This window comes from Clostridium sp. K04, assembly GCF_019734375.1.
Lineage (GTDB): Bacteria > Bacillota > Clostridia > Clostridiales > Clostridiaceae > Clostridium > Clostridium saudiense.
The window spans coordinates 48,751-73,242 of record NZ_JAASHD010000010.1; the positions used below are offsets into that span (position 1 = coordinate 48,751).

The 24,492-nt window shown below is 26.0% G+C and carries 24 protein-coding genes and 1 other annotated feature; of the genes, 2 read left to right on the forward strand and 22 right to left on the reverse strand.

Annotated elements, in window-relative coordinates; all coding sequences use genetic code 11:
* From HCG70_RS05885 to HCG70_RS05915, 7 genes are all read right to left on the reverse strand, one after another.
* Entirely contained in the window at positions 1–1,059 is a 1,059-nt protein-coding gene (locus HCG70_RS05885; RefSeq protein ID WP_042398732.1) for a S1 RNA-binding domain-containing protein, read from the reverse strand.
* Between the two features lie 2 nt (positions 1,060–1,061).
* Complete coding sequence (locus HCG70_RS05890) at positions 1,062–1,907, reverse strand: 4-hydroxy-3-methylbut-2-enyl diphosphate reductase (protein ID WP_042398734.1); 846 nt, start codon at positions 1,905–1,907, stop codon at positions 1,062–1,064.
* Between the two features lie 34 nt (positions 1,908–1,941).
* A complete protein-coding gene (gene cmk, locus HCG70_RS05895; RefSeq protein WP_042398739.1) occupies positions 1,942–2,598 on the reverse strand; it encodes a (d)CMP kinase in 657 nt (218 codons plus the stop codon).
* 155 nt (positions 2,599–2,753) lie between these two features.
* On the reverse strand, positions 2,754–3,968 hold the full coding sequence (locus HCG70_RS05900) for an NAD(P)/FAD-dependent oxidoreductase (RefSeq protein ID WP_055290842.1): 1,215 nt from the start codon (positions 3,966–3,968) through the stop codon (positions 2,754–2,756).
* A gap of 73 nt (positions 3,969–4,041) precedes the next feature.
* Positions 4,042–4,938, reverse strand: coding sequence for a MurR/RpiR family transcriptional regulator (locus tag HCG70_RS05905; RefSeq protein ID WP_042398747.1), 897 nt, complete (start codon positions 4,936–4,938; stop codon positions 4,042–4,044).
* Positions 4,939–5,062: 124 nt separating this feature from the next.
* The gene (locus tag HCG70_RS05910) at positions 5,063–5,602 is read right to left on the reverse strand and encodes a class I SAM-dependent methyltransferase (RefSeq protein WP_055275944.1); all 540 of its coding nucleotides are present in this window, start codon (positions 5,600–5,602) and stop codon (positions 5,063–5,065) included.
* Between the two features lie 9 nt (positions 5,603–5,611).
* On the reverse strand, positions 5,612–6,352 hold the full coding sequence (locus HCG70_RS05915) for a pseudouridine synthase (protein ID WP_221697558.1): 741 nt from the start codon (positions 6,350–6,352) through the stop codon (positions 5,612–5,614).
* A 203-nt stretch (positions 6,353–6,555) separates the two neighbouring features.
* Here HCG70_RS05915 and ilvA point away from each other — a divergent pair, with 203 nt between their 5' ends.
* Positions 6,556–7,755: a threonine ammonia-lyase gene (gene ilvA, locus HCG70_RS05920; RefSeq protein WP_082423853.1), complete on the forward strand. Its 1,200-nt coding sequence runs from the start codon at positions 6,556–6,558 to the stop codon at positions 7,753–7,755.
* A 37-nt stretch (positions 7,756–7,792) separates the two neighbouring features.
* Here ilvA and pyrE read toward each other — a convergent pair whose 3' ends face one another.
* Positions 7,793–8,464 (reverse strand): orotate phosphoribosyltransferase, encoded by a 672-nt coding sequence (gene pyrE / locus HCG70_RS05925; protein ID WP_042398759.1) that lies wholly within the window; start codon positions 8,462–8,464, stop codon positions 7,793–7,795.
* 143 nt (positions 8,465–8,607) lie between these two features.
* Between pyrE and HCG70_RS05930 the strand changes: the two genes are divergently transcribed.
* The gene (locus HCG70_RS05930) at positions 8,608–9,558 is read left to right on the forward strand and encodes an alpha/beta hydrolase (protein WP_055275949.1); all 951 of its coding nucleotides are present in this window, start codon (positions 8,608–8,610) and stop codon (positions 9,556–9,558) included.
* A 59-nt stretch (positions 9,559–9,617) separates the two neighbouring features.
* Here the strand turns inward: HCG70_RS05930 and HCG70_RS05935 are convergent, their stop codons facing one another.
* The 14 genes from HCG70_RS05935 to HCG70_RS06000 all read right to left on the reverse strand — a co-directional run bounded on the left by HCG70_RS05935 (position 9,618) and on the right by HCG70_RS06000 (position 24,432).
* Positions 9,618–10,562 (reverse strand): hypothetical protein, encoded by a 945-nt coding sequence (locus tag HCG70_RS05935; RefSeq protein WP_042398763.1) that lies wholly within the window; start codon positions 10,560–10,562, stop codon positions 9,618–9,620.
* A gap of 58 nt (positions 10,563–10,620) precedes the next feature.
* The gene (locus tag HCG70_RS05940) at positions 10,621–11,433 is read right to left on the reverse strand and encodes a TerC/Alx family metal homeostasis membrane protein (protein WP_052330672.1); all 813 of its coding nucleotides are present in this window, start codon (positions 11,431–11,433) and stop codon (positions 10,621–10,623) included.
* A 146-nt stretch (positions 11,434–11,579) separates the two neighbouring features.
* Positions 11,580–14,780 carry a type I pullulanase gene (gene pulA / locus HCG70_RS05945; RefSeq protein ID WP_042398764.1) on the reverse strand — a complete coding sequence of 1,067 codons (3,201 nt, stop codon included), beginning with the start codon at positions 14,778–14,780 and terminating at the stop codon, positions 11,580–11,582.
* Between the two features lie 180 nt (positions 14,781–14,960).
* Positions 14,961–15,374, reverse strand: coding sequence for a hypothetical protein (locus tag HCG70_RS05950; protein WP_042398765.1), 414 nt, complete (start codon positions 15,372–15,374; stop codon positions 14,961–14,963).
* A gap of 175 nt (positions 15,375–15,549) precedes the next feature.
* A complete protein-coding gene (locus HCG70_RS05955; RefSeq protein ID WP_042398769.1) occupies positions 15,550–16,101 on the reverse strand; it encodes a tryptophan transporter in 552 nt (183 codons plus the stop codon).
* A 118-nt stretch (positions 16,102–16,219) separates the two neighbouring features.
* Positions 16,220–16,473 (reverse strand) — a binding site (T-box leader).
* A 61-nt stretch (positions 16,474–16,534) separates the two neighbouring features.
* Entirely contained in the window at positions 16,535–16,867 is a 333-nt protein-coding gene (locus tag HCG70_RS05960) for a hypothetical protein (RefSeq protein WP_221697559.1), read from the reverse strand.
* Between the two features lie 114 nt (positions 16,868–16,981).
* Positions 16,982–17,512 carry an isopentenyl-diphosphate Delta-isomerase gene (idi, locus tag HCG70_RS05965; protein WP_042398776.1) on the reverse strand — a complete coding sequence of 177 codons (531 nt, stop codon included), beginning with the start codon at positions 17,510–17,512 and terminating at the stop codon, positions 16,982–16,984.
* A gap of 93 nt (positions 17,513–17,605) precedes the next feature.
* Positions 17,606–17,956: a hypothetical protein gene (locus HCG70_RS05970; RefSeq protein WP_042398780.1), complete on the reverse strand. Its 351-nt coding sequence runs from the start codon at positions 17,954–17,956 to the stop codon at positions 17,606–17,608.
* A 51-nt stretch (positions 17,957–18,007) separates the two neighbouring features.
* Entirely contained in the window at positions 18,008–18,784 is a 777-nt protein-coding gene (locus HCG70_RS05975; protein WP_042398783.1) for a lipopolysaccharide assembly protein LapB, read from the reverse strand.
* Between the two features lie 19 nt (positions 18,785–18,803).
* Complete coding sequence (locus HCG70_RS05980; protein ID WP_195951174.1) at positions 18,804–21,680, reverse strand: DEAD/DEAH box helicase; 2,877 nt, start codon at positions 21,678–21,680, stop codon at positions 18,804–18,806.
* A 104-nt stretch (positions 21,681–21,784) separates the two neighbouring features.
* Entirely contained in the window at positions 21,785–22,666 is an 882-nt protein-coding gene (locus HCG70_RS05985; RefSeq protein ID WP_042398789.1) for a DMT family transporter, read from the reverse strand.
* Positions 22,667–22,783: 117 nt separating this feature from the next.
* A complete protein-coding gene (locus HCG70_RS05990; protein ID WP_042400295.1) occupies positions 22,784–23,020 on the reverse strand; it encodes a DUF1292 domain-containing protein in 237 nt (78 codons plus the stop codon).
* A gap of 96 nt (positions 23,021–23,116) precedes the next feature.
* Positions 23,117–23,800, reverse strand: a complete 684-nt coding sequence (locus HCG70_RS05995; protein ID WP_042400299.1) for an amino acid ABC transporter ATP-binding protein — start codon at positions 23,798–23,800, stop codon at positions 23,117–23,119.
* Positions 23,801–23,811: 11 nt separating this feature from the next.
* On the reverse strand, positions 23,812–24,432 hold the full coding sequence (locus tag HCG70_RS06000) for an amino acid ABC transporter permease (RefSeq protein ID WP_042400394.1): 621 nt from the start codon (positions 24,430–24,432) through the stop codon (positions 23,812–23,814).
* Positions 24,433–24,492 lie beyond the last annotated feature (60 nt).

Below are 24,492 nucleotides of genomic sequence, written 5' to 3' on the forward strand. Positions count from 1 at the left end.
TTATTGTGCATCTTTAATGCTTAAAGCAATTCTTTTGTTTTCTTTATCAATACTTAATATTATGCATTTTACTTCTTCGTTAATGCTTAATACTTCAGATGGATGTTTAATATGGTCATGACTTATTTTTGATATATGAACTAATCCATCAATACCTGGTTCTAATTCTACAAATGCACCAAAATCATTGATTCTTACAACTTTTCCTAAAACAGCTGAATTTACAGCATATTTTTCATCTACTACGCTCCATGGTTCTGGAGTTAAAGCTTTTATACTTAATGATAATTTCTTTTCAGCCTTATCTAAGCTTAGTATTTTAACATCAACAATTTCACCAATTTTTAATACTTCTTCACATGAGTTAATATGTTTCCAAGAAATTTGTGATAAGTGAATTAATCCGTCAATTCCGTTGATTTCAGCAAAAGCACCAAATTTTGTAAATCTCTTAATTTCTGCTTTTACTATATCTCCTTCATGTAATGATTCCCATGCTGCAGCTTCTTTTTCTGCTTTAGCTTCTTCTAAAATTACTTTTCTTGAAGCTACAATCTTTGAAAGATTATCTCTTGAAAAGTCTATTAATCTTACATTTAATGTTTTTCCAACTAAGCTTTCTTTATCTTCAACATATTTAATATCTATTTGTGAAGCTGGTATAAATATTCTAACAACATTATAATAAGCAACTAAGCCTTTTTCTTTAGCATCTTTTATAACAACTTCAAATTCAGCTTTTGTATTGAATAGCTCTTCAAGCTTTTCTAAAGTAGATTCCTTTTCATATTCTAATCTTGATAATACAACGTAATTATCTTCATTTTTTAATTTTATAACTTTGGCTTTAATTTTGTCGCCTACTTTTAAGTTTTCTAAAACTGAATTTATTCTGTCCTCAGATGCTAATTCTTTAAAAGGAATAACACCATCAGATTTATATCCTACTAAAGATATTTGTAATTGACTATCTTTAATTGAAAGTATTTCACCTTCAACTTCATCACCTATACGAAATCTTCTATCCATTTCATTCATTAAAATTAATTGTTCTTCCATTTTTAAAATCCCTCCATAATATTGATTACTTCTTTTATAATCCAATCTGGAGTTGATGCTCCAGCTGTTACCCCTATAGTTTTTATATCTTTATCTTTTAAAATATCTTTTGAGATTTCTTTAGCATTTTCAATGTGAATAGTATTTTCACAATTTTTCTTAGCTATTTCATATAACTTTGTTGTGTTTGAGCTATGTTTTCCACCTACTACAACCATAAAATCAACTTTTTTTGATAATTCATAAACACTTTTTTGTCTTTCTTCTGTTGCTGCACAAATAGTATTAAATGATTTTAAATCATCATAAGTATTTATTGATAGGTTATTAATAGTTTTATCCCAATTTTCTTCTTTTTCGGTAGTTTGAGATACAACACATACTTTTCCAGATAATTTTTCATTAAAACTACCATCTTTTGTAATGATAGCAGAATCATTACACCAGCCATTAATTCCTATTACTTCTGGATGATTTTCATCTCCTAAAATAACAATTTTGTAACCTTCATTTGAAAATTTATTTACTTTCTTTTGAATATTAGTTACGAAAGGACATGTTGCATTAATAACAATAAGTCCTTTATCAGTTAAATAATCAAAAACTTTTTTTGATACACCATGAGATCTTATTAAAATAACATCTCCTTCATTTAGCGTATCAACATCGGTAATATCTATAGCATATATATTATTTTCTTCTAAATAATTAACTACATCACTATTGTGAATTAACGGACCTAATGTATATATTTTTTTATTATACTTATTTTGAGTTTTGATTGCTTCATCTACAGCAAGCTTAACTCCAAAGCAAAAACCAGCATTTTCAGCTAATAATACTTTCATAATATTTCTCCTATGTTTAAAATATTCTTCTTATCTATTGTAAGGCATTTTCTATAAAATTACAAATTATTTCAGTTACTTCATTAATATTATAGTTTGAACTATCAATTTCTATTGCATCATCAGCTTTTCTTAAAGGGTCTACTTCTCTATTACTATCAATATAGTCTCTTTTGATGATATCTTCTAGTAGCTTGTCATAACTAACGTCTAAACCTCTATTAACTAATTCTATAAATCTTCTTCTAGCTCTTTCTTCTGGTGTTGCAGTTAAGAAAAATTTGAATTTTGAGTTTTTAAGTACTACAGTACCAATATCTCTACCATCCATAATTACATCATATTTTTCAGACATCTTTCTTTGTAAGTTTACAAGCTTAGCTCTTACTTCAGGAATAGAAGCATATTCAGAAACAATTTCACTTATTTCTGGAAGTGTAATTTCATCTTGAATATTAACGCCATCTAATATTAAATCGTCATTTTCAAAATGCATCTCCATTTTATCAATCATATTCATTAACGCATCAACGTCAGTTGTTTTAATATTGTTTCTTTTAGCTAATAAAGCCACAGCTCTATACATTGCACCTGTATTTATATACATTAAATCGAATTTTTTACCTACTAATTTTGCAATTGTACTTTTCCCCGCTCCTGCTGGTCCATCTATCGCTACAGATATTCTCATAATAATTATCCACCTTTCAAACATTTACATCTATCTTATGTACTAGTACATTATAATATTAAAAATAAAATTTCTCAATAATAAAGGAAATTAGACTCACTTAATTGGAATTTTAAGTAAGTTTAATTTAATAAGTTAAAGATTTAAAATCTAGCTTAAATGCTACTTCCTGCTATATATCCTGTTGATAATGCGATTTGCACATTATATCCTCCAGTAAAGGCATCAACGTCAATAACTTCACCTGCAAATGATAAATTTGATATTATTTTTGACTTCATCGTTGATGGATCAATTTCTAATGTATTTATACCACCGGCAGTCACTATTGCTTCTTCTATAGGGCGAAGGCCTTTAATTTTAGCTTTAAGATTTTTAAGAAGGTAAACAAGATTCTTTCTTTCTTCTTTTGTAATTACATTGACTTTCTTATTTTCAGGTATATTTGAGAGTTTAATAATTAAAGGAATCATTTTTTGTGGTAATAAATCATCTAAAGAATTTTTAAATTCTTTATTTTGATATTTTAAGAAATCCTTTTGTAATCTCTTATCAAGTTCACTTTCATTTAAAGCTGGCTTTAAATCTAACGAAACTTCATAATTACCATCATTTTTTACATATCTTGACCCACTTAATACTAATGGCCCTGACATTCCGTAATTAGTAAACATCATTTCACCTTGATTTTTATAGACTACTTTATTATTTTTTAAAATACTTAAAGATATATTTTTAAGAGATAATCCCATTAACTCCTTAAGCCATGGCTCATTTAGTTCAATTGGAACTAAAGAAGGTTTTAAATCTATAATTGTATGTCCAAGAGATTTAGCAAACTTTTGCCCTTCACCTCTAGAACCTGTTAGTGGATAAGAAGCACCACCAGTAGCTAATATGAAATGATCTCCATTTAACTTTGTGGTATTATTTATCTCTACTCCAGTTATTTTATCATTATTATAAATGATATTAGTTACTTTTGAATTTAATTTAACTTGTACATTAGCTTCTTTTAAGCCAATTGAAAGTCCCTTAATTATGTCAGAAGATTTATCTGACATTGGGAAAATACGACCACCACGTTCAGTTTTTAATTTAATTCCTGCATTTTCAAAGAAATTTATAGTATCTTCATTTGTATATGAATATAAAGCACTATATAAAAAATGAGGATTACCTGGAATATAGTCGAAAAATTCACTTATATCCTTTGCATTTGTAACATTACATCTTCCCTTTCCAGTAATAAATAACTTTTTACCTATTCTATCATTACCATCTAAAAGAATTACATTATGTTTTTTTGATGCGTGAATTGCTGCCATTATTCCAGCAGGACCAGCACCTATAACTATGACTTTTGCCATTTAAAGTCCTCCTATATTATTTGTTTATAATAACTAAAGGAATTAACAAATGTTAATTCCTTTTTATTGAAATTTAATCATCACCAACATTACGATTATTGTATGAATAAACATTATATTCTTGCCATATTTCTTCAAGACTGTTAAACGTTGATGAAATATTATCTTTTTCTCTCATTCCCACTGCAATTATTAATGCATTTATTACTGATAATGGAGCAACTAATGAATCAACAAAAGATGCCATATTACTTTGTGCAATTAGTGCATAATCTGCTCTAGTTGCTAGTGGAGATAAAAAGCTATCAGTAACTGCAACTACTCTTGCACCTCTATCTTGTGCAAAAGCTAATGCATCTATAGTTCTGCTTGCATAACGTGGGAACCCTATTCCTATAACTAAATCGCCTTCACCTACATTAATCATTTGTTCAAAAATATCGGAAATACCATATCCAACAGTTTTTACATTTTGTAGGATAATATTTAAGTAAAACCCTAAAAATTCAGCTAATGCCATAGAACTTCTTAATCCTATAATATAAATTCTTTTTGCTGCAAAAATATTATTTACTACATCTTCAAATGTATTATAATCTATTTTTTCCATTGTAGCTCTTATATTTTCCATGTCAGCTTTTAATACACCTTTTAAAGCATGACCTTCAGTAATATAATCACTAGATAATTCTAATCTTTGTACTGTAGTTAATTTATTTTTAATTAACTCTTGAAGCGATTTTTGAAGTTTAGGATATCCTGAAAAACCTAATTCTATTGCAAATCTTACTACAGTAGATTCTGAAACTCCAACTGAAACACCTAGTTTTGCGGCAGTCATAAATGCTGCTTTATCATAATTTTTTAATATGTATTCAGCAATTAGCTTTTGCCCTTTACTAAGCCTTGGAAATCTCATTTGAATTAATTTCATTAAATCCTTTGATTCATCGTTGTTAGTTCTTTCCATTATTTCATTCTCCTATTTCAATTAACTTCAATCATTTTAGCATTTTTTATTAATATAATCAATGAAATAATTAATCTGAAATACAAAAAAATGCAAGTAAAATAAATTGAAATTCAAATAATAATTATTTTTTCTCAATTATCATTAATAGTGGTGATGTGCTAGATCTATTTATACATTCATGTATCATTACACCATACTTGCTTTTAGGCAAATTCTTGGCAAAGTTAATAATGCAATTTTCCTCATCTTTACCTTCATTATGCCCCCTGTAAATAGCTATTGATATAATACCATTTGATGTTAGTAAATCTAATGATTTTTTTATACTTTCTAAGCTTGATTCTGCAAGTGTAGTTATGTTTTTATCTCCACCTGGAAGATATCCTAAATTATAGCAAACACAATTTATTTGTTCTTTCACAAAGCTATCGATTTTGGCATGTGATTCATTTATAATTGTTACATTATTATTCTTATCAACATATTTATCACAAGCACTCTTTTGAATTTCAAAAGCATACACTTTCTTAAAATTATTTGATAAAAAGTCACAATCATAACCATTTCCTAATGTAGCATCTACAGCTATATCTTTAGTTGTAATATACTCTTTAATAATATTGTGAGAAAGTAAACTCACATCAGATACATATTTAAACATAAAAAACTCCTATAAACTTTTTATATAATTTAACTCTTCAGAAGTTAAATTTCTCCATTGACCTTTTTTTAAGTATCCAAGTTTTATATTTCCTATAGAAACTCTTTTTAAGCTTATTACTTCATGATTTAAAGAAGCGCACATCTTTCTTATTTGTCTGTTCTTTCCTTCATGTATTGATATTTCAACAGTAGATATAATTTCGTTGCTATTCTTTCTTGAATTAAAAGATTTTTCTTCAGAAATTACATCTATTTCAGCCTCTGCAGTTACATATCCTCCAATATCTATTCCGGATTTAAATTTCTTTAAATCACTTTCAGTAAATTTTCCTCTACATTTAGCTATATACTTTTTCTTTATAGCTACTCTAGGATGAATTATATTATTGTATATACTTCCGTCATTAGTTAATAAAAGCAAACCAGAACTATCATAATCTAATCTCCCGATTGGGTAAATTCTTTCATCTACATTCACTATATCTAATACAGTTTTACGACCTTTTTCATCTTTAGCAGAAGTAATATAACCTTCTGGTTTATTAAGCATAATATATACTTTTTTTTCTTCTATTTTTATAATTTTATCATTAAACTCTACAGTATCTTTTTCTGGATCAATTTTTGTACCTAATTCCTTAACCACAACTCCATTAACCTTAACTTTACCTTCTAAGATTATTTCTTCACATTTTCTTCTAGAAGCTACACCACATTGAGCCATGTACTTTTGTAATCTTTCTTCCATCATTTTCACTCCGTCTCTTAATATTCAAGGTAATTATATATTTAATATTAAATTAATACAACTATATCTTTAATTACATAAAGAAAAGTTGAGCTAAAGTATATTTTATGTAAAAATAATCGATTAATGGATTATTTTATGATAATATATAATTATTACTATTTTTATAAATATTAGTTATGAAAGAAAAGGGGCTAGATATTATGCATTTAGAAAGAATTATAAATGTAAGAGAAAACATAAAGGATACAGTTGTAAAAACACCATTATTATATAGTAATATTTTTAGCGAAATGTGTAAAAATAATGTTTATATGAAATGTGAAAATTTACAATTAACTGGTGCATATAAGTTAAGAGGTGCATTAAATAAAATAATATCATTAAATGAAGTAGAAAAATCAAGAGGTGTTATTTGTTCTTCTGCTGGAAATCATGCACAAGGAGTTGCATATGCTTCTTTATTAGCTGGTGTTAATGCAACCATAGTAATGCCTGAAACTACACCATACTTAAAAGTAGAATCAACTAAAAATTATGGTGGAAATGTTATTTTACATGGAAAGTGCTACGATGATGCATTTATGAAAGCTAAGTCTTTAGAAGAAGAGGAAAAAAGAGTATTTATACATCCTTTTGATGATATGGACGTAATTTATGGACAAGGAACAATTGCCTTAGAGATTTTTGAGGATATAAATGATTTTGATTATTTAATAGCTCCAATTGGTGGAGGTGGATTAATAAGTGGACTTAGTCTTGCTGCAAAAGAACTAAATCCAAATATTAAAATAATTGGGGTCCAAGCCGAAGGAGCTCCTTCAATGGCATTAAGTATAAAAAACAATAAGATTTGTACATTAGATTCTGTAAATACACTTGCAGATGGTATTTCTGTTAAGACACCTGGGAATCGAACATTTGAAATAGTAAAAGATTATGTTGATGAGATTATTACTGTTTCTGAAAGTGAAATAGTTGAAGCATTTCTTTTGTTAGCTGAAAAGCATAAATTATTAGCTGAAGCTTCAGGAGTAGTTACTTTAGCAGCACTTAATAAATTAAATGTTCAAGATAAAAAGGTATGTTGTATTATAAGTGGAGGTAACATAGATATGTTAACTATATCATCACTTATCAATAATGGCTTAGTATCTAAGGGTAGATTACTTTGTTTTTCTGTTGAGCTTAAAAATGTTCCAGGTGAATTACTAAAAATATCTGAGATTTTAGCTAAAGAAAATGCAAATGTAGTGAAACTTGAACATAATCAATTTAAAGCAATTAATAGAATTCATAATGTATTATTAGAAGTAACAGTTGAAACTAATGGACATGAACATATACAAAATATCTTAAGTGCTTTTAAGCAAAATGATTATCAAATAAATGTTATGTATTAAAAAATAGGATAATGTTTTTACATTATCCTATTTTTTATTAAACACCGTATTTTTTATAATATTCTGCTATAGCCTCTTTAATAGTATCGTCAATATATATAGTTCCGTCTATTTCTCTATTATATAAATATTCAACTACTTCTGCCATAGTTACTATTGGATAAGTTGTTATACCGAAAGCTTCTTTGATTTCTGATTGAGCAGATTGTTCTCCCTTTCCTTTTTCCATTCTATCTACTGAAATAACTAATCCACATATTTCAACATCGCCTTGAGCCTTTAATATTGGTGCAGTTTCATAAATTGAAGTTCCTGCAGTCATAACATCTTCAACTATAACTACTTTTTTTGTATTATCTAATTTTGCTCCTAGTAAAATACCACCTTCACCGTGATCTTTAACTTCTTTTCTATTAGAGCAATACTCTACATTAGTTCCATATAATTTATTCATAGCTATAGCTGTTGTAACAGTTAATGGAATTCCTTTATAAGCAGGTCCGAACAATACATCAACTTCTGTACCTATACGTTCTTTAATTGTTTGAGCATAGAACTCCCCTAGTTTCTCAAGTTGTTCTCCAGTTGTATAATTTCCAGTGTTAATAAAGAAAGGTGTTTGACGACCACTCTTTGTAACGAATTCCCCAAATCTTAAAACATTACTTTTAACCATAAATTCTATAAATTCTTGTTTATATTTTTGCATAGAAAACAACTCCTCTTATATGTATATTTTTCTTAAATATTGTAACATTATTCGTAAAAAAAAGCCAATAAAATTTATATGATTTTAATATTTAGAGAATTTATGGCAATAATTCTATATATAACTATATATCGGAGGAGTCTATGAGAAAAAAAAGAACATTATTTATTATAATTATTTTAATAACTTTAATTATAGGAGTTTTAAATTCAATACGTTTTAAGTTTTTATATGAGGTTCTTAAATTAAGTAATAGTTTAGCAACTATATCAAGCGATTTTTATAGTGAACCTATAAAAGATATAACCTATAAGGATATTATTTATAAAAGGAATGATGGTGAAACACTAAAATTGGATTTGTATATTAATGAAGAAATAAAGGATCCAAAGCCTGTAATTATTTATGTATTTGGAAACGGATGGGTGTATGGAGATAAGGTTATACCAGAGGCTATTTCATCAATAATTGATTTGCTAAAAGATGAAGGGTTTGCTGTTATAAGTACATCTTATGAATTAATGGATGATGAAGTGATATTTGATAAGCAAATATCAGATGTAAAAGATACAATAAGATGGGTGTATAAAAACAAAGATAAATATAATTTTGATGTAGATAATATTGGACTTATTGGACCATCAGCTGGTGCACAATTATCAATGATTGCAGCTTTTTCCGATGATGATGAATTTGTCGGAGACGTTTCGCTAAAAGAATATCCATCAAAGGTAAAATATATAGTTGATTTATTTGGACCTTCGGATTTAAGTAAAATTAATTTAAGTGCAGGGCCAAGCGAGATTGTTGATAACTTTACTGCAGAAGATATAGAAAGTTATTCGAAATTATATAGTCCTATTAATTATATTAAAGAGGATTTGCCAGATACTTTGATAATACATAGTAAAAAAGACAATATAGTTCCATACGATACTTCCGTTGAATTATATGAAAGTGGAATAGAGTTAAACAATAAATTTGATTTTTATACCTTAGAAAATTGTACTCACTATTTAGAAAACTTATCTAATAAGGAAGCTTTAGGACTTTATATGAATATTATTGATTTTATTCTTTCTGAAAGCAAATAATCAAATAAGAAGTCATTATATTTCTTAACGACTTCTTATTTTTATTTAAAAGAAATTGTTTATATAATCATACTTATTGGGACAACTAGTAAAGACTCCCCTGGAACTTTAAATCGTGGTTGTTCTGGTAAATAAATTCCATTGCTGGACAATTTCTGCATTAAGGGAGAACAACAGCTTAAAAAGTTTTCATAAAAATTTGCTTGTCCTGATTTTCTTAGTAAATGAATACAATGATTACTATCACATTTTCGTATAACTTTTCCTACTACTGTACAAGGACATTCTTCCCCCTCATAAATATTTGCATAAGTACTAACAAAATTATTATTATTTACTGTTAGAACAACATCTATATTTCCACATTTAATAATCATATCTTGACTGTTATTAACAGTTAAAAGTGATTTTAAGTAATCAACTTGTTTATACATGGTATTATAATTAATCAGTGAATTATTTAATTCATTAGAAGAATTACATATACAATTTAAATTATCAGTTCCTAAACTAGAAAGTAAATTTGATAGGCTATCTATGTATGACACCATAGATTCATTAGTAATATTACCACTTAATTTAATATAATCTCCAGCACTTATACTATCAATTGAAGAATATTCGGAGAATTCTTTAATTAAATTAGCTTCATTTAAACCTTGTAATAATTGCTGATGAATTTCAAAAGTTGTATATATTCGTGTCAACTCTTCTTCACGTCTAATAAATCTTCTACCTTCAACAGATTGATTATCCTTATTTAATGTTGTTACAGTATCTGCTTCAGTAAAATTTTTCCCTTTATATCCATCACGCTCGTCGCGAATACATCTATCTTCTCCATAATGTTGGTTAGATCCTTCATTTCCAGTTTTAGCACTTAAGGTTCTATCTTCAATAAATTTAGAAGTTCTTTTTTCTATATAACCATCAATAACTAGTGAATTTAAATTCTTAGTTAATGCTTCGTCTAAATAAATAAGTAAATCAAGAGCATCTGCCAAAGAAGTTACCTCCTTATTAATTAAAAAGCCTCATATTATCTTATTCTAAAGTAGATAATTAAGTACATAATAATGAAAATAAAATACTAACTAGTAATATAATTGCTATTACGAGCAGTGAAACCATTGTTGAAATAGTTATTCCAAAGAATGCTATAAATAATTTTACTCCTGTAAACATTAAAATAAATGCCACTCCATATTTTATATATTTAAACATACTATTTAATTTAGCTAAAAGAAAATATAGGCTTCTTAAGCCTAATATGGCAAAGATATTAGAACTATAAACTATATAAGGATTGGTAGTGATAGAAAAAATAGCAGGTATTGAATCCATAGCAAAAATAATATCTGAACTTTCAATTAATACTAAAATTAATAATAATGGAGTTGCATGCAAAACTCCATTTTTACGTACAAAAAAACATTCACCATATAAATCATCAGTGACAGGAATTATCTTTTTCATAATTTTTAATACTTTACTATCTGAAAAATCAACAGCTTCTTCTTTGTTGAATAGTATTTTTAAACCACTACAAAATAAGAAAAATCCAAAAATATATAGTATCCAGTGAAATGTATTTACAATTGCAACTCCTAAGAAAATAAACATAAATCTTAAGACTATAGCACCAAATATTCCATATGTTAGAACTCTTTTTTGGTATGAGATTGGTATATTAAAAGATGTAAAGACAAGTAAAAATAGAAATAAATTATCTACACTTAAACTTAATTCTATTATGTATCCACCAAGAAACTCTAATCCAGGTTCTGAGCCAAAAATAATATAAATAAAAATATTAACTACAATTGCTAGGCTTACCCATAAAACAAAATTTTTTAATGCACTTCTCGCTTTCAAAATATTTCTCCTTTATAATTAATTCACAGAATAAATATATGATTAAAAGAAGTATTTTATTTGTTAATAATTCAAAAAGTAAGATTAAAATGAAATTTAATCTTACTTTCTACTTTTAATTATCAAATTATAATTATTTTTTAGATTTAACAAAAGTTGATATTATTACATAAAATCATTATTGAATATGACCTTAAACCTGGGATTTGATTGTTAAAAACAGTATTCAAGATTTTCATTCCAGCACTATTTTCATTTGCAATGATATTCCAATAGCCACTACTTGAAGATGGAACATAAGAGTTTACGTCATAATTATCAATATTGGTTCCATTATAAATAACAACAACTTCACCTTTATCATAATTATTTAAATTGATATGCTGTATTAAAACACCACAATTTTCACTATTACCAGCAAAGATAAAATTAATATTATTCTTTATCAGTTCTGTATCTCTAAGTCTAAAATGTGGTAAACTTCTTCTGATTTCAATTAACCCTTTATTATAATTAAATACATCAATAAATTTTTCCTTATCATACCACTTGATGGAGTTTATGTCATCATTACTTTTATAGCTATTATGATCACCTTGTTTTGTTTTTAAAAATTCGGCTCCATATTGGATAAATGGAATACCTTGGGATGAAAATATGATGGACATACCTAAAAGATCCTGTCTAACAAGACTTGAGTTTAAAGGATGATTAGGGATATTTTTTCTATAATCACCAAAGTTCAAGTTTGGATTTTGACTTTTTTCTATTTGATCCCAAAGTGTATAATTATCATGAGCATCGATATAATTAATACTTTCATTTGGGTTTGATGTTAATGTATATATAGAACCTTTCAATCCTTCTATTATGCTCCAAGCAAAATCAGAGTTGCAAGAATTACCATTTATAAATCCACAAGAAGGATTATTATTTCCTCTAATTGCATCCCTAAAAGTATCATTAAATACAGAAAAATTTTCATTTTTTTGTGACCCTTTATAAGTACCATTAACTAATGGTGAACTACCACCTTTCCATGGCTCGCCATATATTAAAAAGTTTTTATCTATCTTAGTTGCTTTACGTACAATTTCCTTTGTAGTGTCAATATCTAATAGTTCCATTAAGTCAAATCTTATTCCATCTATTTTATAGTTTTTAATCCAATGCATGCATGAATCAATAATAAACTTTCTAACCATAGGCTTTTCGGAAGCAAGTTCGTTTCCGCAACCTGAACCATTTGTATATCGTCCTAAATGATCTGTTCTAAAATAATAGCCTGGAACTATATTATCCATGTTAATAGTGCACATCATATGGTTATAAACCATATCCATTACTACTCTTATTCCTTTTTCATGAAATTTCATAATCATTTGTCTTAATTCTATTATTCTTGTTACAGGATTATAAGGATTACTGCAATAACTGCCTTCAGGTGCATTGAAGTTTTTAGGATCATATCCCCAATTTCGGTTATTAGAACTTGGAAAACGTTCATCTACAGAACCAAAATCAAATACAGGCATTAAATGAACATGTGTTACTCCTAACTCACATAAGTGATCTATTCCTGTCTTAATAGATTTAGCACTATAAGGATTTCTATATACTGTATTTTCTTCTGCTGCTCCTAAATAAGTACCTCTCAGGCCATCAATTACACCTGAACTTTTATCGATAGTAAAATCCCTAATATGCATTTCATAAATAATAGAATCATCTTTATTAATTAATGGAGGAATATTATGATTAATAAATCCTATAGGTTTAGTATTTCTTTCATTAATATCTAATACATATCCTTTATCACCATTTACAGAAACTGAATTTGCATAAGGATCAACTGCATAAGTTACATTTTCTACAATTTCTCCATTTACATCTACATCCCTAAAATAAAGTTTATATAAATAATACAAACCATCTGCATCTTCTTTATTTATAACTGTAGAATAAACTCCTGTTTTATAATCATAAGTCATTTGATATTTAGTTACATCATCTTCATGACTTATATACCAATCCTCAAATAATAATAATTCTACCTTTATGCTTGTGGGAGCCCATATTTTAAATGAAATTGAATCATTTAAATAAGTAACTCCAAGATCATCTTTAGAATAATAAAATTTATCTAAGTAATCACGCATAATAACTTTATAAGGCCTATAAGCGTTAGTGGCTGATACTAACAATAAGTCATTTGCATGAATATGACGAGGGAGATTTGTTATAATTATTTTATTTCCTCTTATAATTGAAGAGGTACCCTCTATCTTTTCACCATTTAAATAAAGTTCAAAATCAATGCCTAATAAAGGCTCGCTAGTAAGATAAATTTTAACTTTATTAGCATTATCCATTACGGCAAATTTTATATTAGTTTGACTTGCAACTAATGCATCTCTAAGTGATTTATAACTTCTGTTATCTCCATGGATAATGTAAATATCCTTATAATTACCTTTTAAATCATAAGTAATGGTTTGTTCTGACCAATAATTTATCCAATTATTACCCCACTGCTTTTTTCTTACAATTAAGTAATCATCATTAATATATGTTGAAAAGCCAAAGTCTGTATTATAATTAAAATTTTTCTCTTCACCAGAAGAATTCTCGCTAAAGCTCCAACAATTCCAAATAAAATCATTTCCTTGATAATTGCTATCTTCTATATAAAAATGAACTAAAGTACCTTCATAATTATTATTTTTAACCTTAATTTTTTTAGTTGAATTGTACTCATTATTTATAGAAGTTCCATTAATAATAATTTCATATCCTTCTGGAACATTTTTATCAACAAATAAATAATTATTTTTGATTTCTATGCCAGGATAACTATTTTCTATGGACCAATTCATTTCTGTAAGAGAAATTCTACCGTATAGTCCACTACAAACCCCTAGTAATTCTACGGGTCTTTTATAAGTTACTACATTACTAGAAGAATAAATTTTTAAGACGTCCTTTATAGGTTCCCAAATAAAACTAAAGCTATTTTTTTCGCTACCTTCTGAATCTACCCATAATTCATTTCCATCGGTGTCAATTAAAATATATTTATATTTATATTTTCCAGGTTTCAATTTATTTGGAAATTTAACTTCTTTCATCATTTTTAATAAACCATCACGTGTATCTAATTGCCATGTTAGCTTATATTCATCAGATTTATTCCAATTATTAAAATCACCAACTACATATGCATAAATACATCCATCATATTGTGCTGTAAAACGTATAGTATTGGAAATAGGACATAAATCAATTGAATACGTACCTTTAGGATTATCGTTTATTTCAATTTTTTCAATATAATCTGTACTTTTCATATATTACCTCTCAAATTAATTCTCGACTAAAGTTCAATATTTAATACTTATGAACAATAATTTTATTTTATTAAATATTCTCTAAAATAATTGTACCATTTTTTCTATTTTTTTCATATATAATAAAAAACAAGATAAATTACTATTTTATCTTGTTTTTTATTTAAATTTAATAATTGATTATTCGACTTGTGTTAATAATCTTCTCATTACATCTTTTAATTTATTATTTCCAAGTTCTTCATTAGCCATAACAAATACTGCTTTAATATCATTATCAGATGGTTCCCATTTATAAGCTTTAAAGTCCATAATTGAGTCTTCAGGTAAGTATTCTTCTAATTCAAACCCAAGTTCCTCTGTTGTTGCCATATACTCTTCAAATAAAGAATCTTCATCTTCTTCATTAATATTTATACTTTCACTTATTTCTTCATTTAACATATCAATACTAACACTTAAGTTAAAGGCAACAATATCCTCTCTTTTAGAACCTTTACTCATATCTTTAATAACTTTAAATTCAGTATTTTCTTCAATAATATTTTTTATATCATTGCTATCTAAAACTCTATTTCCAAATGCAATATACATAATATTTCCTCCTTAGATTAATGCTTAATTATATAAATAATAATTTCATATCTAATATATTAAACACATAAAATATTATTTATAATGTATCAAAAGCAAGAGTAAATTTCAATATAAATAAAATATATTATAAAAATAAAGAGCAAATATGCTAATATATTTGCTCTTTTAGAAATTATACAGTTAAAACCCTTTTTAATGATACATTAATAGCATGATATAGAATAAATCCACCTATTGTATTAATTACTAAAGCAGGTATTACAACTGTAACAAAAAGAAGTGAGAAACTTGCTGGTAATCCTACTATAAATTTTGCTGATAATAAAAATGTAGTGCCACTAACTAATGTTCCAATTGGAAAAACTAATAAAACCAAGATGTTTTTTTCAAGTTTAGTGTTTAGTTTAGTTAAATGTGATATTTTATTTATTATTATAATAACTAAAAACATTACATTTACAGTTACTATTTTATCTATAATATTTGGTAATTGACCTCCAGGAAACTTAGTTGTTAATGCTGTAAATACTCCTGTTATTATAGCGCAAATAAGAGATGTTTTATAATCATTATCATTTATAATCATTATAATAAATAACATTGCTAATGCAAAATCAGGTTGCATTGGTAAACCTAGAGCTGGAGTAATTTGATGTAATATGGCACCTATTGCTAATAGTAGTGCATTCATAACCATTTTTTTTGTATTTAAATTTCTTTTCATTTTGAATTCCCCCTAAACATAAATAACTTTTATTAAGATTTTTTACTATTATGAATTTAACAAAACTTCATGCCATATTAATCACCTCCTTATAAGCAATAAAAAAACTCCGTCCTAAAAATAGGACGGAGTATATAATCCGCGGTACCACCTAATTTATGAAATTTAAGTATATAAATTTCATCACTTAATCCAAGTACTATCATACTTGTCCTACTATAACGTGTAGGTTACGGTTTCCGGTACTAAGCATTGCTTTCCCTTTACTTCTCAAAGGCCCATTCATATAACTCCTTCTTGTTAAGATCTCACCATCCCTAACTCTCTTTAATGAAGCTAAGATATATTACTATCCCTTATCTATGAATTTTAAAATTTAAATTTAATACTATTATATCCATAATTTAGAAAAAGGTCAATGGTTATTAAAAAACTATTTTATAGTTATATTTGATGTTGTTGGAAATAAATTATTATAAAATTTATCAAAACCATCATCTTCTATAAAAACCTCTTCTTTATCATTAACATAAAACTTATTCATTGTACTTATAATTAAATCAAATTTCTTTAAGTTATTTTCTTCAAGTAAAACAGTGTAAAGATATGATAAATGATTTTGCATGTACTTTTGTAGATTTGTTGCTTCTTCTTCAGTAATCTTACCTTCTTTAACTAATTCCTTAATTGGACCGTTATTTAAGGCAAAATAAGCAGAAGCTTTAGAAATATTAGCTATGTATTCTTGTGGTTTCTTTGTATTCATCTTTTTTATCCTTTCTAACCCAGCTTAAAATAATTATATTAATCGATATAAAATATTTTATATTACTATTAAATATCTTACAATAGTAATTAATAAATAAAGCTAGGTGACTTATTATATTCTATTTAGAGCTTCTTCTATTTCATTAATATGATTATTCATTATATATATAAACCAAAAGGTATATATTTGAGGATTTAGTTTTATGTCTTTCTTTAACTCATTTAGTGAAATCCATTTGTAATTCTCAACTTCATTTGTATTAAAATTAATAGAACCATTGTATTTTCCAAAGAAAACATGATCAAATTCATGTTCTATTAATTCATTATCAAACTTAACATAATAAATAAATGAAAATACTTCATCAATATCTGTAGAAAAGCCCATTTCCTCTTTCAGTCTTCTATTAGCTGCATCTTTAGTTTTTTCACCTTTGTTAGGATGAGTACAGCATGTGTTTGTCCAAAGACTAGGTGAATGATATTTTCCACTAAATCTTTTTTGAAGGAGTAATTCTTTGTTATCATTAAATATAAAAACAGAAATAGCTCTATGAAGAATTCCTCTAATATGAGCATCCATTTTTTCTATGAAACCAATTTCCTTATCATTTTTATCTACACAAATAATAATTTCTTTCATTTATACTCTCCTAAAGTTTTTTATATTTAAATATTAAAATAAAGCATAAGCGCCGATATTATTAACGGCGCTTATTCAAAACACATAAATGTTTTATTTTCTCCTAAGTAAAAGATATAATCCAACACAACCAACTAATGCTCCTATACTGGCACCTACTATAACTTTTGAATCTAAGTTTTTTAATTTTTCTATCATGCAATTATCATCACAGCCACAATTACATTCATTATCTATATCACTTTCATCCTCATCTAGATAATCAAAGTTCTTATCATAATTTAAATCACTTTCATCACAATCAGATTTATAAAAATTTAATATTTCATCTTCACAGTTATTGCATGATTTGTAATAATTTCTTTGAGTAATAGCAGGAATTTTGATTCTTTTTGTTGCTGTATCCAAACTTTTACTTAGGTTTATTCCTATACTTTGGTACATAAGTATCACCTCAACCTTAGTATAAGCACTTTTTAATAAGTTAATTCAAATTTATAATTTTTCTATCTCTGCAATTTCTTTTATATATAATTCGTTAGTACTATCTGCTTGATGAACTATTTGTAGATAACTTAATGCATCTTCATATTGTTTTAAGGCTTTATAGCACATTGCTATTCCAAAGTAAACATCTATAGTACCTTCTTGTAAATCTATAGCTTTTTCATAATTTATTAAAGCATCAGTATATTCATGAATACTATAATAATATTCTCCTAATCCTATATATGCTCTACCTAAATTTTCATCTATATTAAGTGCATCTTTAAAATAAGTAAATGATTTTTCTAAGTTATTTTTATATTTTAAATATATCCAACCTATATTTACTAAAATATATGCAGTATCATTGTTGTTTAATGTTTTAGATTTTAAAATTTCTTCGCCTAATTCTATGGCATAATCATATTTTTCTAAATAAATATTTATATCCATTAAATAAGCTATTACAAAAAAACTATTAGGGTTTTCTTTTTTTAGTTCTAAGAAAATATTATTACTTTCTTTAAAATCTCCCAAATAGAAATAAGATTCACCTAAAAGACTTTTTACAAAGCTTATATTATTGCAGTTTTCATTTAATGCTAATTTTAATGTTTGTATTGAATTATCATAATCTTCTAATGACATATAACAATCTGCTATGTATGCATAAAAATCTGGATTATTGCTTTCTTTTAAGCAGTTAATAGAAAAGTTTAATGCCTTTTCAACATCTTCATTCATTAAATCATTGTATTTTTCTAAAAATTCTTTATTTAAGTCCATTTGTTCTCCTTATAGTTATTTATTTAAATAAATTTAGTATTTCATCTTCTGATAAATCAAATATATGATTATTTTTAAGTGATTTATCATCTAATATATTATTAATTAATTCTTTTTTTTCATTTTGTAATTTGATCACTTTTTCCTCTATTGTATCTTTAGCAATAAGTTTAATTACTTCAACTATTTTTTTCTGTCCAATCCTATGTGCTCTATCACTTGCTTGCGCTTCTATTGCTGGATTCCACCATGGATCAAAGTGAATAACAATATCTGCACTTTGAAGATTCAAACCAACTCCCCCAGCCTTTAAACTTATTAAAAATATAGATGAATCACTATTATTAAATTTAAATACTTCTTCATCTCTTTTTTTCTGGGATAGAGATCCATCTAAGTAGCAATAAGTTAAATTTTCTACTTCAAGTCGTTTCTTTATACTACTTAAAACTGAAGTGAATTGAGAAAATACAAGAATTTTATGATTTTCTTCTACAGCTACATTTAGTATATCTATTAATGCATCTATTTTACCACTTCCACCATGATAATTATCTAAAACTACACTTGGATCTAAAACTATTTGTCTTAGTTTCGTTATATAAGACAATATTTCGATTTTCCTAGATGAAAATTCATCATTTACTATTTTCTTTTCAATTAAGTCTATAACAGTATTAGTATATACACCATATACATCTTGCTGCTCCTTTGGAAGTTCAATTTCTATTATCTTTTCAATTTTTGATGGAAGTTCTTTCAATACATCACTTTTTATTCTTCTAAGAATAAAAGGTTTTATCAATTTTTTAAATTCATCTGAAAGTTCTTTACAGTCTAAATATCTTCTATAATACTTAACAATAAAAGTATCTCTATCAAATAAATATCCAGGCATTATAAAGTCAAAAATAGACCATAATTCAAGTAATGAATTTTCAATTGGTGTTCCTGTTAAAGCAAATCTATTTTTAGCATTAAGCATTTTAACACTTATTGCATTTTGTGAATTGTAGTTCTTTATATTTTGTGCTTCATCTAATATTATAGTTTCAAATTCAATATTAGCATATTCATTAATATCATTTCTTAATAGTGAATATGTAGTGATTAATACATCGTAATTATTTGCATTATTTATAATTTTACTTCGATATTCTTTTGTACTATTTACTAAGGCTACATTTAATGAAGGTGCAAATTTAGAAAACTCTTGTTTCCAATTAAATACTAAAGAAGAGGGAGCCACTATTAATGATGTTTTGCATTTATATGATGATAAAAAAGCTATAGTTTGTATTGTCTTACCAAGGCCCATTTCATCTGCAAGTATTCCACCAAAACCAAGCTGGGATAATGTTTTTAAATAACAATACCCTTTATATTGATAATTTCTAAGTTCTCCAACAAATTCTTTTGGCACCTCAAATGTTAATTTATCTATATTATTAAATTGCGATTTTAAGCTTTTTAAATTATTCACGCCTTTTAAAAACTTAATTTTATTTTCTTTTATAAAGTCATTTGTATAAAGTCCTTTGCTTTTATGAAATTCAATAGTATTATGTTCTATTATATTATCAGAGTTTAAATTATCTATTAATTTTAAGAAGTTATTTAGCTCTAATTCTTCTAAATCTAAAAATTCTCCGTTTTCGAGTTTATAATATTTTAAGTTATCCCTAAATGCTCTTAAAATATTATTTATTTCAAATTGCGGAATATCCTTTATTTCAAATTTTAATTCAAAATAATCATATTTACCAACGGAAATATGGCCTATAATACTCTTGTTATTAATAACTTTAATTCCTTTAAAATTTTCAGAATAATATACTGTACCTATGTTTTGAAGATCATAAATTTTATTTTTAAAGAAATTAAAAATATAGTTATCACCAAAGGTTAAATAGAATTTACCATTAACATGATCAAAGCCAAGAGATTTTAAAAGTGAAATTACTTGACTCTCTTTATTATAATCTCGATATATTACTTTTTGATCATACTCATTAAATATATTAAATTCATATTTATCATATTGCACTTTTAATGTCATTAATATGAAATTATCTTCCTTATCAAAATAAAAATTAAATAATGGTTTTGCTAAAACTACTTTTTCTTGTATATTTGAAGATAATATTAAATTATCACTTAAACTATTTAAAGTAGGAATAAGTTGTTTTAAAATTCTATCCTCTTCTTCTTTTGGGAAAATAACCTTAGTGTGATTTGAAAATATTTCATAGTAAGGTTTAATTTTATTTATGAAATCTTTAGTTGGTAAAAGTATAGTTGTACCATTAATCATAATATTAAAGTTATCATTTAACGTTAATGGTAAATCAGAAAGTAACTTTAGTATATATTCATTATTCTTATATTCTAAATTCATTTCTAAATAAGGATTACCCGTTTGTATTTCACAATCAACTGGACGGCTAAAAAAATTATCATTAAAATATACTCTATGATCTTTTATAGTATTAAAAAATTCTTTCATTAAATATTTGGGTGGGTATATATATTTTCCATCAATAGTTCTGTCCTTTGGTTTAATATGCTTAAATTTTGATCCATCTATTTCTAAAAGTTCATATATATAATTGATTAATGCTAAATCCTTACTAGAAAAAAATTGTTTATTAATATCAAATATAAAATCTTTGCTATATTTTAAAGGAATATGATTTTCATAATAAACAAGAAATTGACGTATGTCTTTTATTATATTAAGTTTATTAGATGATGTTTTCTTTAATCCAATTTTAAATTCTACGGAAATTTTACTGTTATAATCAATCTTATTTAAATATACTTCAATTTTTAATTCATCTTTATCTTCATTATTAAGAAGAATATCCAATATATTTGTTCCTTTATTGTTGCACATTACTCTACTCCTTTTCAAAAATTAATTATAGCATATAAAATAACTATAGTAATACTAGAATAAAAGAGGTTGTATCAAATTTTCTGATACAACCTCTTAATAAGTTATTTACTTTCAATTTTGTCTAACTTTTTATTATATAAAAACATATATAATGATACACTAAAGATTACGAGATATCCTATTATACTTAAATAATCAGGCAATACTCCAAATAAAATGAAGCTAATTATTGCAGAGAATATAATATTACTGTAATCAAAGATTGAAATTTCTTTAGCCTTAGCATACTTATAGGCAATAGTAATTCCAAATTGTCCTATACTTGCAAAAATTCCAGCTAGTATTAAATATAAGAATTGTACTAGTGTCATTTTTTCATAAACCATTAACATAAAAGGTAATATTACTATAGTTGAGAAAAAAGAAAAGTAAAATACAATTGTATAATATTTTTCTCTACTACCAAGTACACGTAAGCATGTATAAGCAGCTGCTGCACAAATAGCACCACAAACTCCAATTAATGATGGAATAATATCGAAGTTAAACTGTGGTTTTATGATAAACAGAGCTCCAATAAACGCTATGATGATAGCTAGTCCTTGTTTGAAATTTATTTTTTCCTTTAAGAATAAAGCACTAAAAATAATAACAAAGAAAGGGCTAAGTTTATTAAGCATATTAGCATCAGATAATACTAACTTATCAATTGCATAAAAATTAAATACTATTCCTAATGTACCAAACAAAGAACGTAAAATTAGTATTTTTTGATTTTCTAATTTGCCAAAGAAACTTTCTTTTTTTACTAAAATGATTCCAAAAGCAATTATACAAGATGTTATATTTCTAAAAAAAGTTTTTTGAAATGATGGCAAATCTCCAGATAATTTAACAAAAGCAGACATCATTGCAAAACCAAAAGCAGACATTATAATAAATAAAACGCCTTTAGTTCTATTACTTAATGTTAAGTTTTTCATAGTACCTCCTAGAATTTTTATTCAATATATAGATTATCATAAATGATAATAATCCTCTAGTGATAATTTAAATTAACAAAAAAATAAACAAGATTAAAAATCTTGTTTATTAAAAGATTAGAACTTTATACTTGATACTTGTCTTACCATATTTAGTTCATTTTCAGATTCAACTTGAACTAAGGTTTCATTCCAATCCTTATCAAATTTAATTTTAAATATTTCTACATCATTTTTATTGGTAACTGGTGCCATTGCAACATACTCAGTTTTGTTTATTAGTTTTTGTTCTAAGATAGCATACTCTACTTTGTTGCCTTGCTCATCTGTAAATTTCATTGTTTTTTCATTCATTATTAAATCGCTCCTTCTTTTAACATAATATTAGTATTCTATAAAAAGGAGGAAATTATGAATGTGTATTACAATAATATTATTATAAGTTGAAAATTAATTATTATAGATATGTTTTTCAATAATTTTCCCACTATCCATAGAGACAATTTTATCTGAAACAAGTTTAGCAAATTCCATATCATGTGTAATTATAAGCATTGACATTCCTTCTTTACTTAAATTTCTTATTAATTTTGCAACATCTAAAGTAAGAGAAGGATCTAGTGCTGACGTAGGTTCATCAAAACACATCAATTTAGGATTAAGTGCTAATGCCCTACCAATTGCAACTCTTTGCTTTTGACCACCAGATAATTCACATGGATAATTGTTAGCTTTATGACTTAAGCCTAGAAAATTAAGAATTTCTAAAGCTTTATTTATTGCATTTTCCTTTTTTTCTCCTAAAACACGTATTGGAGCTTCTATTATATTTTCTAAGACTGATTTGTGCGGAAATAAATTAAAACTTTGAAAAACTAGACCAACATCTTTTCTTATAATATTAGCAGTCTTTTTATCACAATACTTTCCATCCTTACAAAGAGTATTTCCTGAAATCTCAATACTTCCATCATCACATTTTTCAAGTCCAGTTATTATTCTTAGTAAAGTTGTTTTTCCACCACCAGATGGACCTACAACAACAACAATTTCACCTTCTAAAATATCTAAATCAACACCTTTAAGAACTAAAGTGTTTCCAAATGTTTTTTTCAATCCCCTTATTTTTAACATATAAGCACCTCTTAACTGTAATATTGATATTTTTTTTCAAGCTTGTCCAATAGCTTAGTGAATATTCCAATTAGAATTAGATAAACAAGTCCTATAATCAAAAGTGGTAATAAAGATGAATCTCTATTACATGCTATTTTACCAACTCTTAATAGTTCATCTAAACCAATTACATAAACTAAAGCAGTATCTTTAACTAAAGTTACAATTTCATTAGCTACTGGAGGTAAAACTGTTTTAAATGCCTGTGGTAGAATTATTCTAAAAAATGTATCAGTTTTAGATAATCCCAATACTTGTGCTGCTTCATTTTGACCAACATCAACAGAAGAAATACCAGCTCTGAAAATTTCTCCAAAATATGCCCCATAATTTAAAGTAAATGCGATAATTGCAGCTGGAAATCTATCTATAACAATATTTAAGTTTGGTAGTCCAAAAAATATAAATACAATTTGTAAAAGAAGAGGAGTTCCACGCATTATTAAAACATAAAAACTTGTTATTTTATTTATTATTTTTATCTTTGATAATCTCCCTAATGCTACAATAATACCTAGTGGAATAGATAAGGCTAATGTTAAGGTAAATATTTCTAGTGTTGACTTTAATCCTACTATAACTTGAGGCATCAATGTAGCTGTATAATTAAGTATATCCTTTAAAAAAGTTATTATATTTTCCAATTTAGA

Bases quoted from the DNA above. Each gene is read 5' to 3' on its own strand.
- HCG70_RS05960 (WP_221697559.1), bottom strand. From the start codon at position 16,867: ATGAATACAAAGAAACCACAAGAATACATAGCTAATATTTCTAAAGCT.
- ilvA (WP_082423853.1), top strand. From the start codon at position 6,556: ATGCATTTAGAAAGAATTATAAATGTAAGAGAAAACATAAAGGATACA.
- HCG70_RS06000 (WP_042400394.1), bottom strand. From the start codon at position 24,432: ATGCCTCAAGTTATAGTAGGATTAAAGTCAACACTAGAAATATTTACC.
- HCG70_RS05985 (WP_042398789.1), bottom strand. From the start codon at position 22,666: ATGAAAAACTTAACATTAAGTAATAGAACTAAAGGCGTTTTATTTATT.
- HCG70_RS05980 (WP_195951174.1), bottom strand. From the start codon at position 21,680: ATGTGCAACAATAAAGGAACAAATATATTGGATATTCTTCTTAATAAT.
- HCG70_RS05950 (WP_042398765.1), bottom strand. From the start codon at position 15,374: ATGTATATTGCATTTGGAAATAGAGTTTTAGATAGCAATGATATAAAA.
- HCG70_RS05915 (WP_221697558.1), bottom strand. From the start codon at position 6,352: ATGGAAGAAAGATTACAAAAGTACATGGCTCAATGTGGTGTAGCTTCT.
- HCG70_RS05990 (WP_042400295.1), bottom strand. From the start codon at position 23,020: ATGAATGAAAAAACAATGAAATTTACAGATGAGCAAGGCAACAAAGTA.
- idi (WP_042398776.1), bottom strand. From the start codon at position 17,512: ATGAAAGAAATTATTATTTGTGTAGATAAAAATGATAAGGAAATTGGT.
- HCG70_RS05900 (WP_055290842.1), bottom strand. From the start codon at position 3,968: ATGGCAAAAGTCATAGTTATAGGTGCTGGTCCTGCTGGAATAATGGCA.
- HCG70_RS05890 (WP_042398734.1), bottom strand. From the start codon at position 1,907: ATGAAAGTATTATTAGCTGAAAATGCTGGTTTTTGCTTTGGAGTTAAG.
- HCG70_RS05905 (WP_042398747.1), bottom strand. From the start codon at position 4,938: ATGGAAAGAACTAACAACGATGAATCAAAGGATTTAATGAAATTAATT.
- pyrE (WP_042398759.1), bottom strand. From the start codon at position 8,464: ATGCAAAAATATAAACAAGAATTTATAGAATTTATGGTTAAAAGTAAT.
- cmk (WP_042398739.1), bottom strand. From the start codon at position 2,598: ATGAGAATATCTGTAGCGATAGATGGACCAGCAGGAGCGGGGAAAAGT.
- HCG70_RS05885 (WP_042398732.1), bottom strand. From the start codon at position 1,059: ATGGAAGAACAATTAATTTTAATGAATGAAATGGATAGAAGATTTCGT.
- HCG70_RS05955 (WP_042398769.1), bottom strand. From the start codon at position 16,101: ATGAAAAGAAATTTAAATACAAAAAAAATGGTTATGAATGCACTACTA.
- HCG70_RS05970 (WP_042398780.1), bottom strand. From the start codon at position 17,956: ATGTACCAAAGTATAGGAATAAACCTAAGTAAAAGTTTGGATACAGCA.
- HCG70_RS05910 (WP_055275944.1), bottom strand. From the start codon at position 5,602: ATGTTTAAATATGTATCTGATGTGAGTTTACTTTCTCACAATATTATT.
- pulA (WP_042398764.1), bottom strand. From the start codon at position 14,780: ATGAAAAGTACAGATTATATTGAAAAAATTGAAATAAACGATAATCCT.
- HCG70_RS05995 (WP_042400299.1), bottom strand. From the start codon at position 23,800: ATGTTAAAAATAAGGGGATTGAAAAAAACATTTGGAAACACTTTAGTT.
- HCG70_RS05930 (WP_055275949.1), top strand. From the start codon at position 8,608: ATGAGAAAAAAAAGAACATTATTTATTATAATTATTTTAATAACTTTA.
- HCG70_RS05975 (WP_042398783.1), bottom strand. From the start codon at position 18,784: ATGGACTTAAATAAAGAATTTTTAGAAAAATACAATGATTTAATGAAT.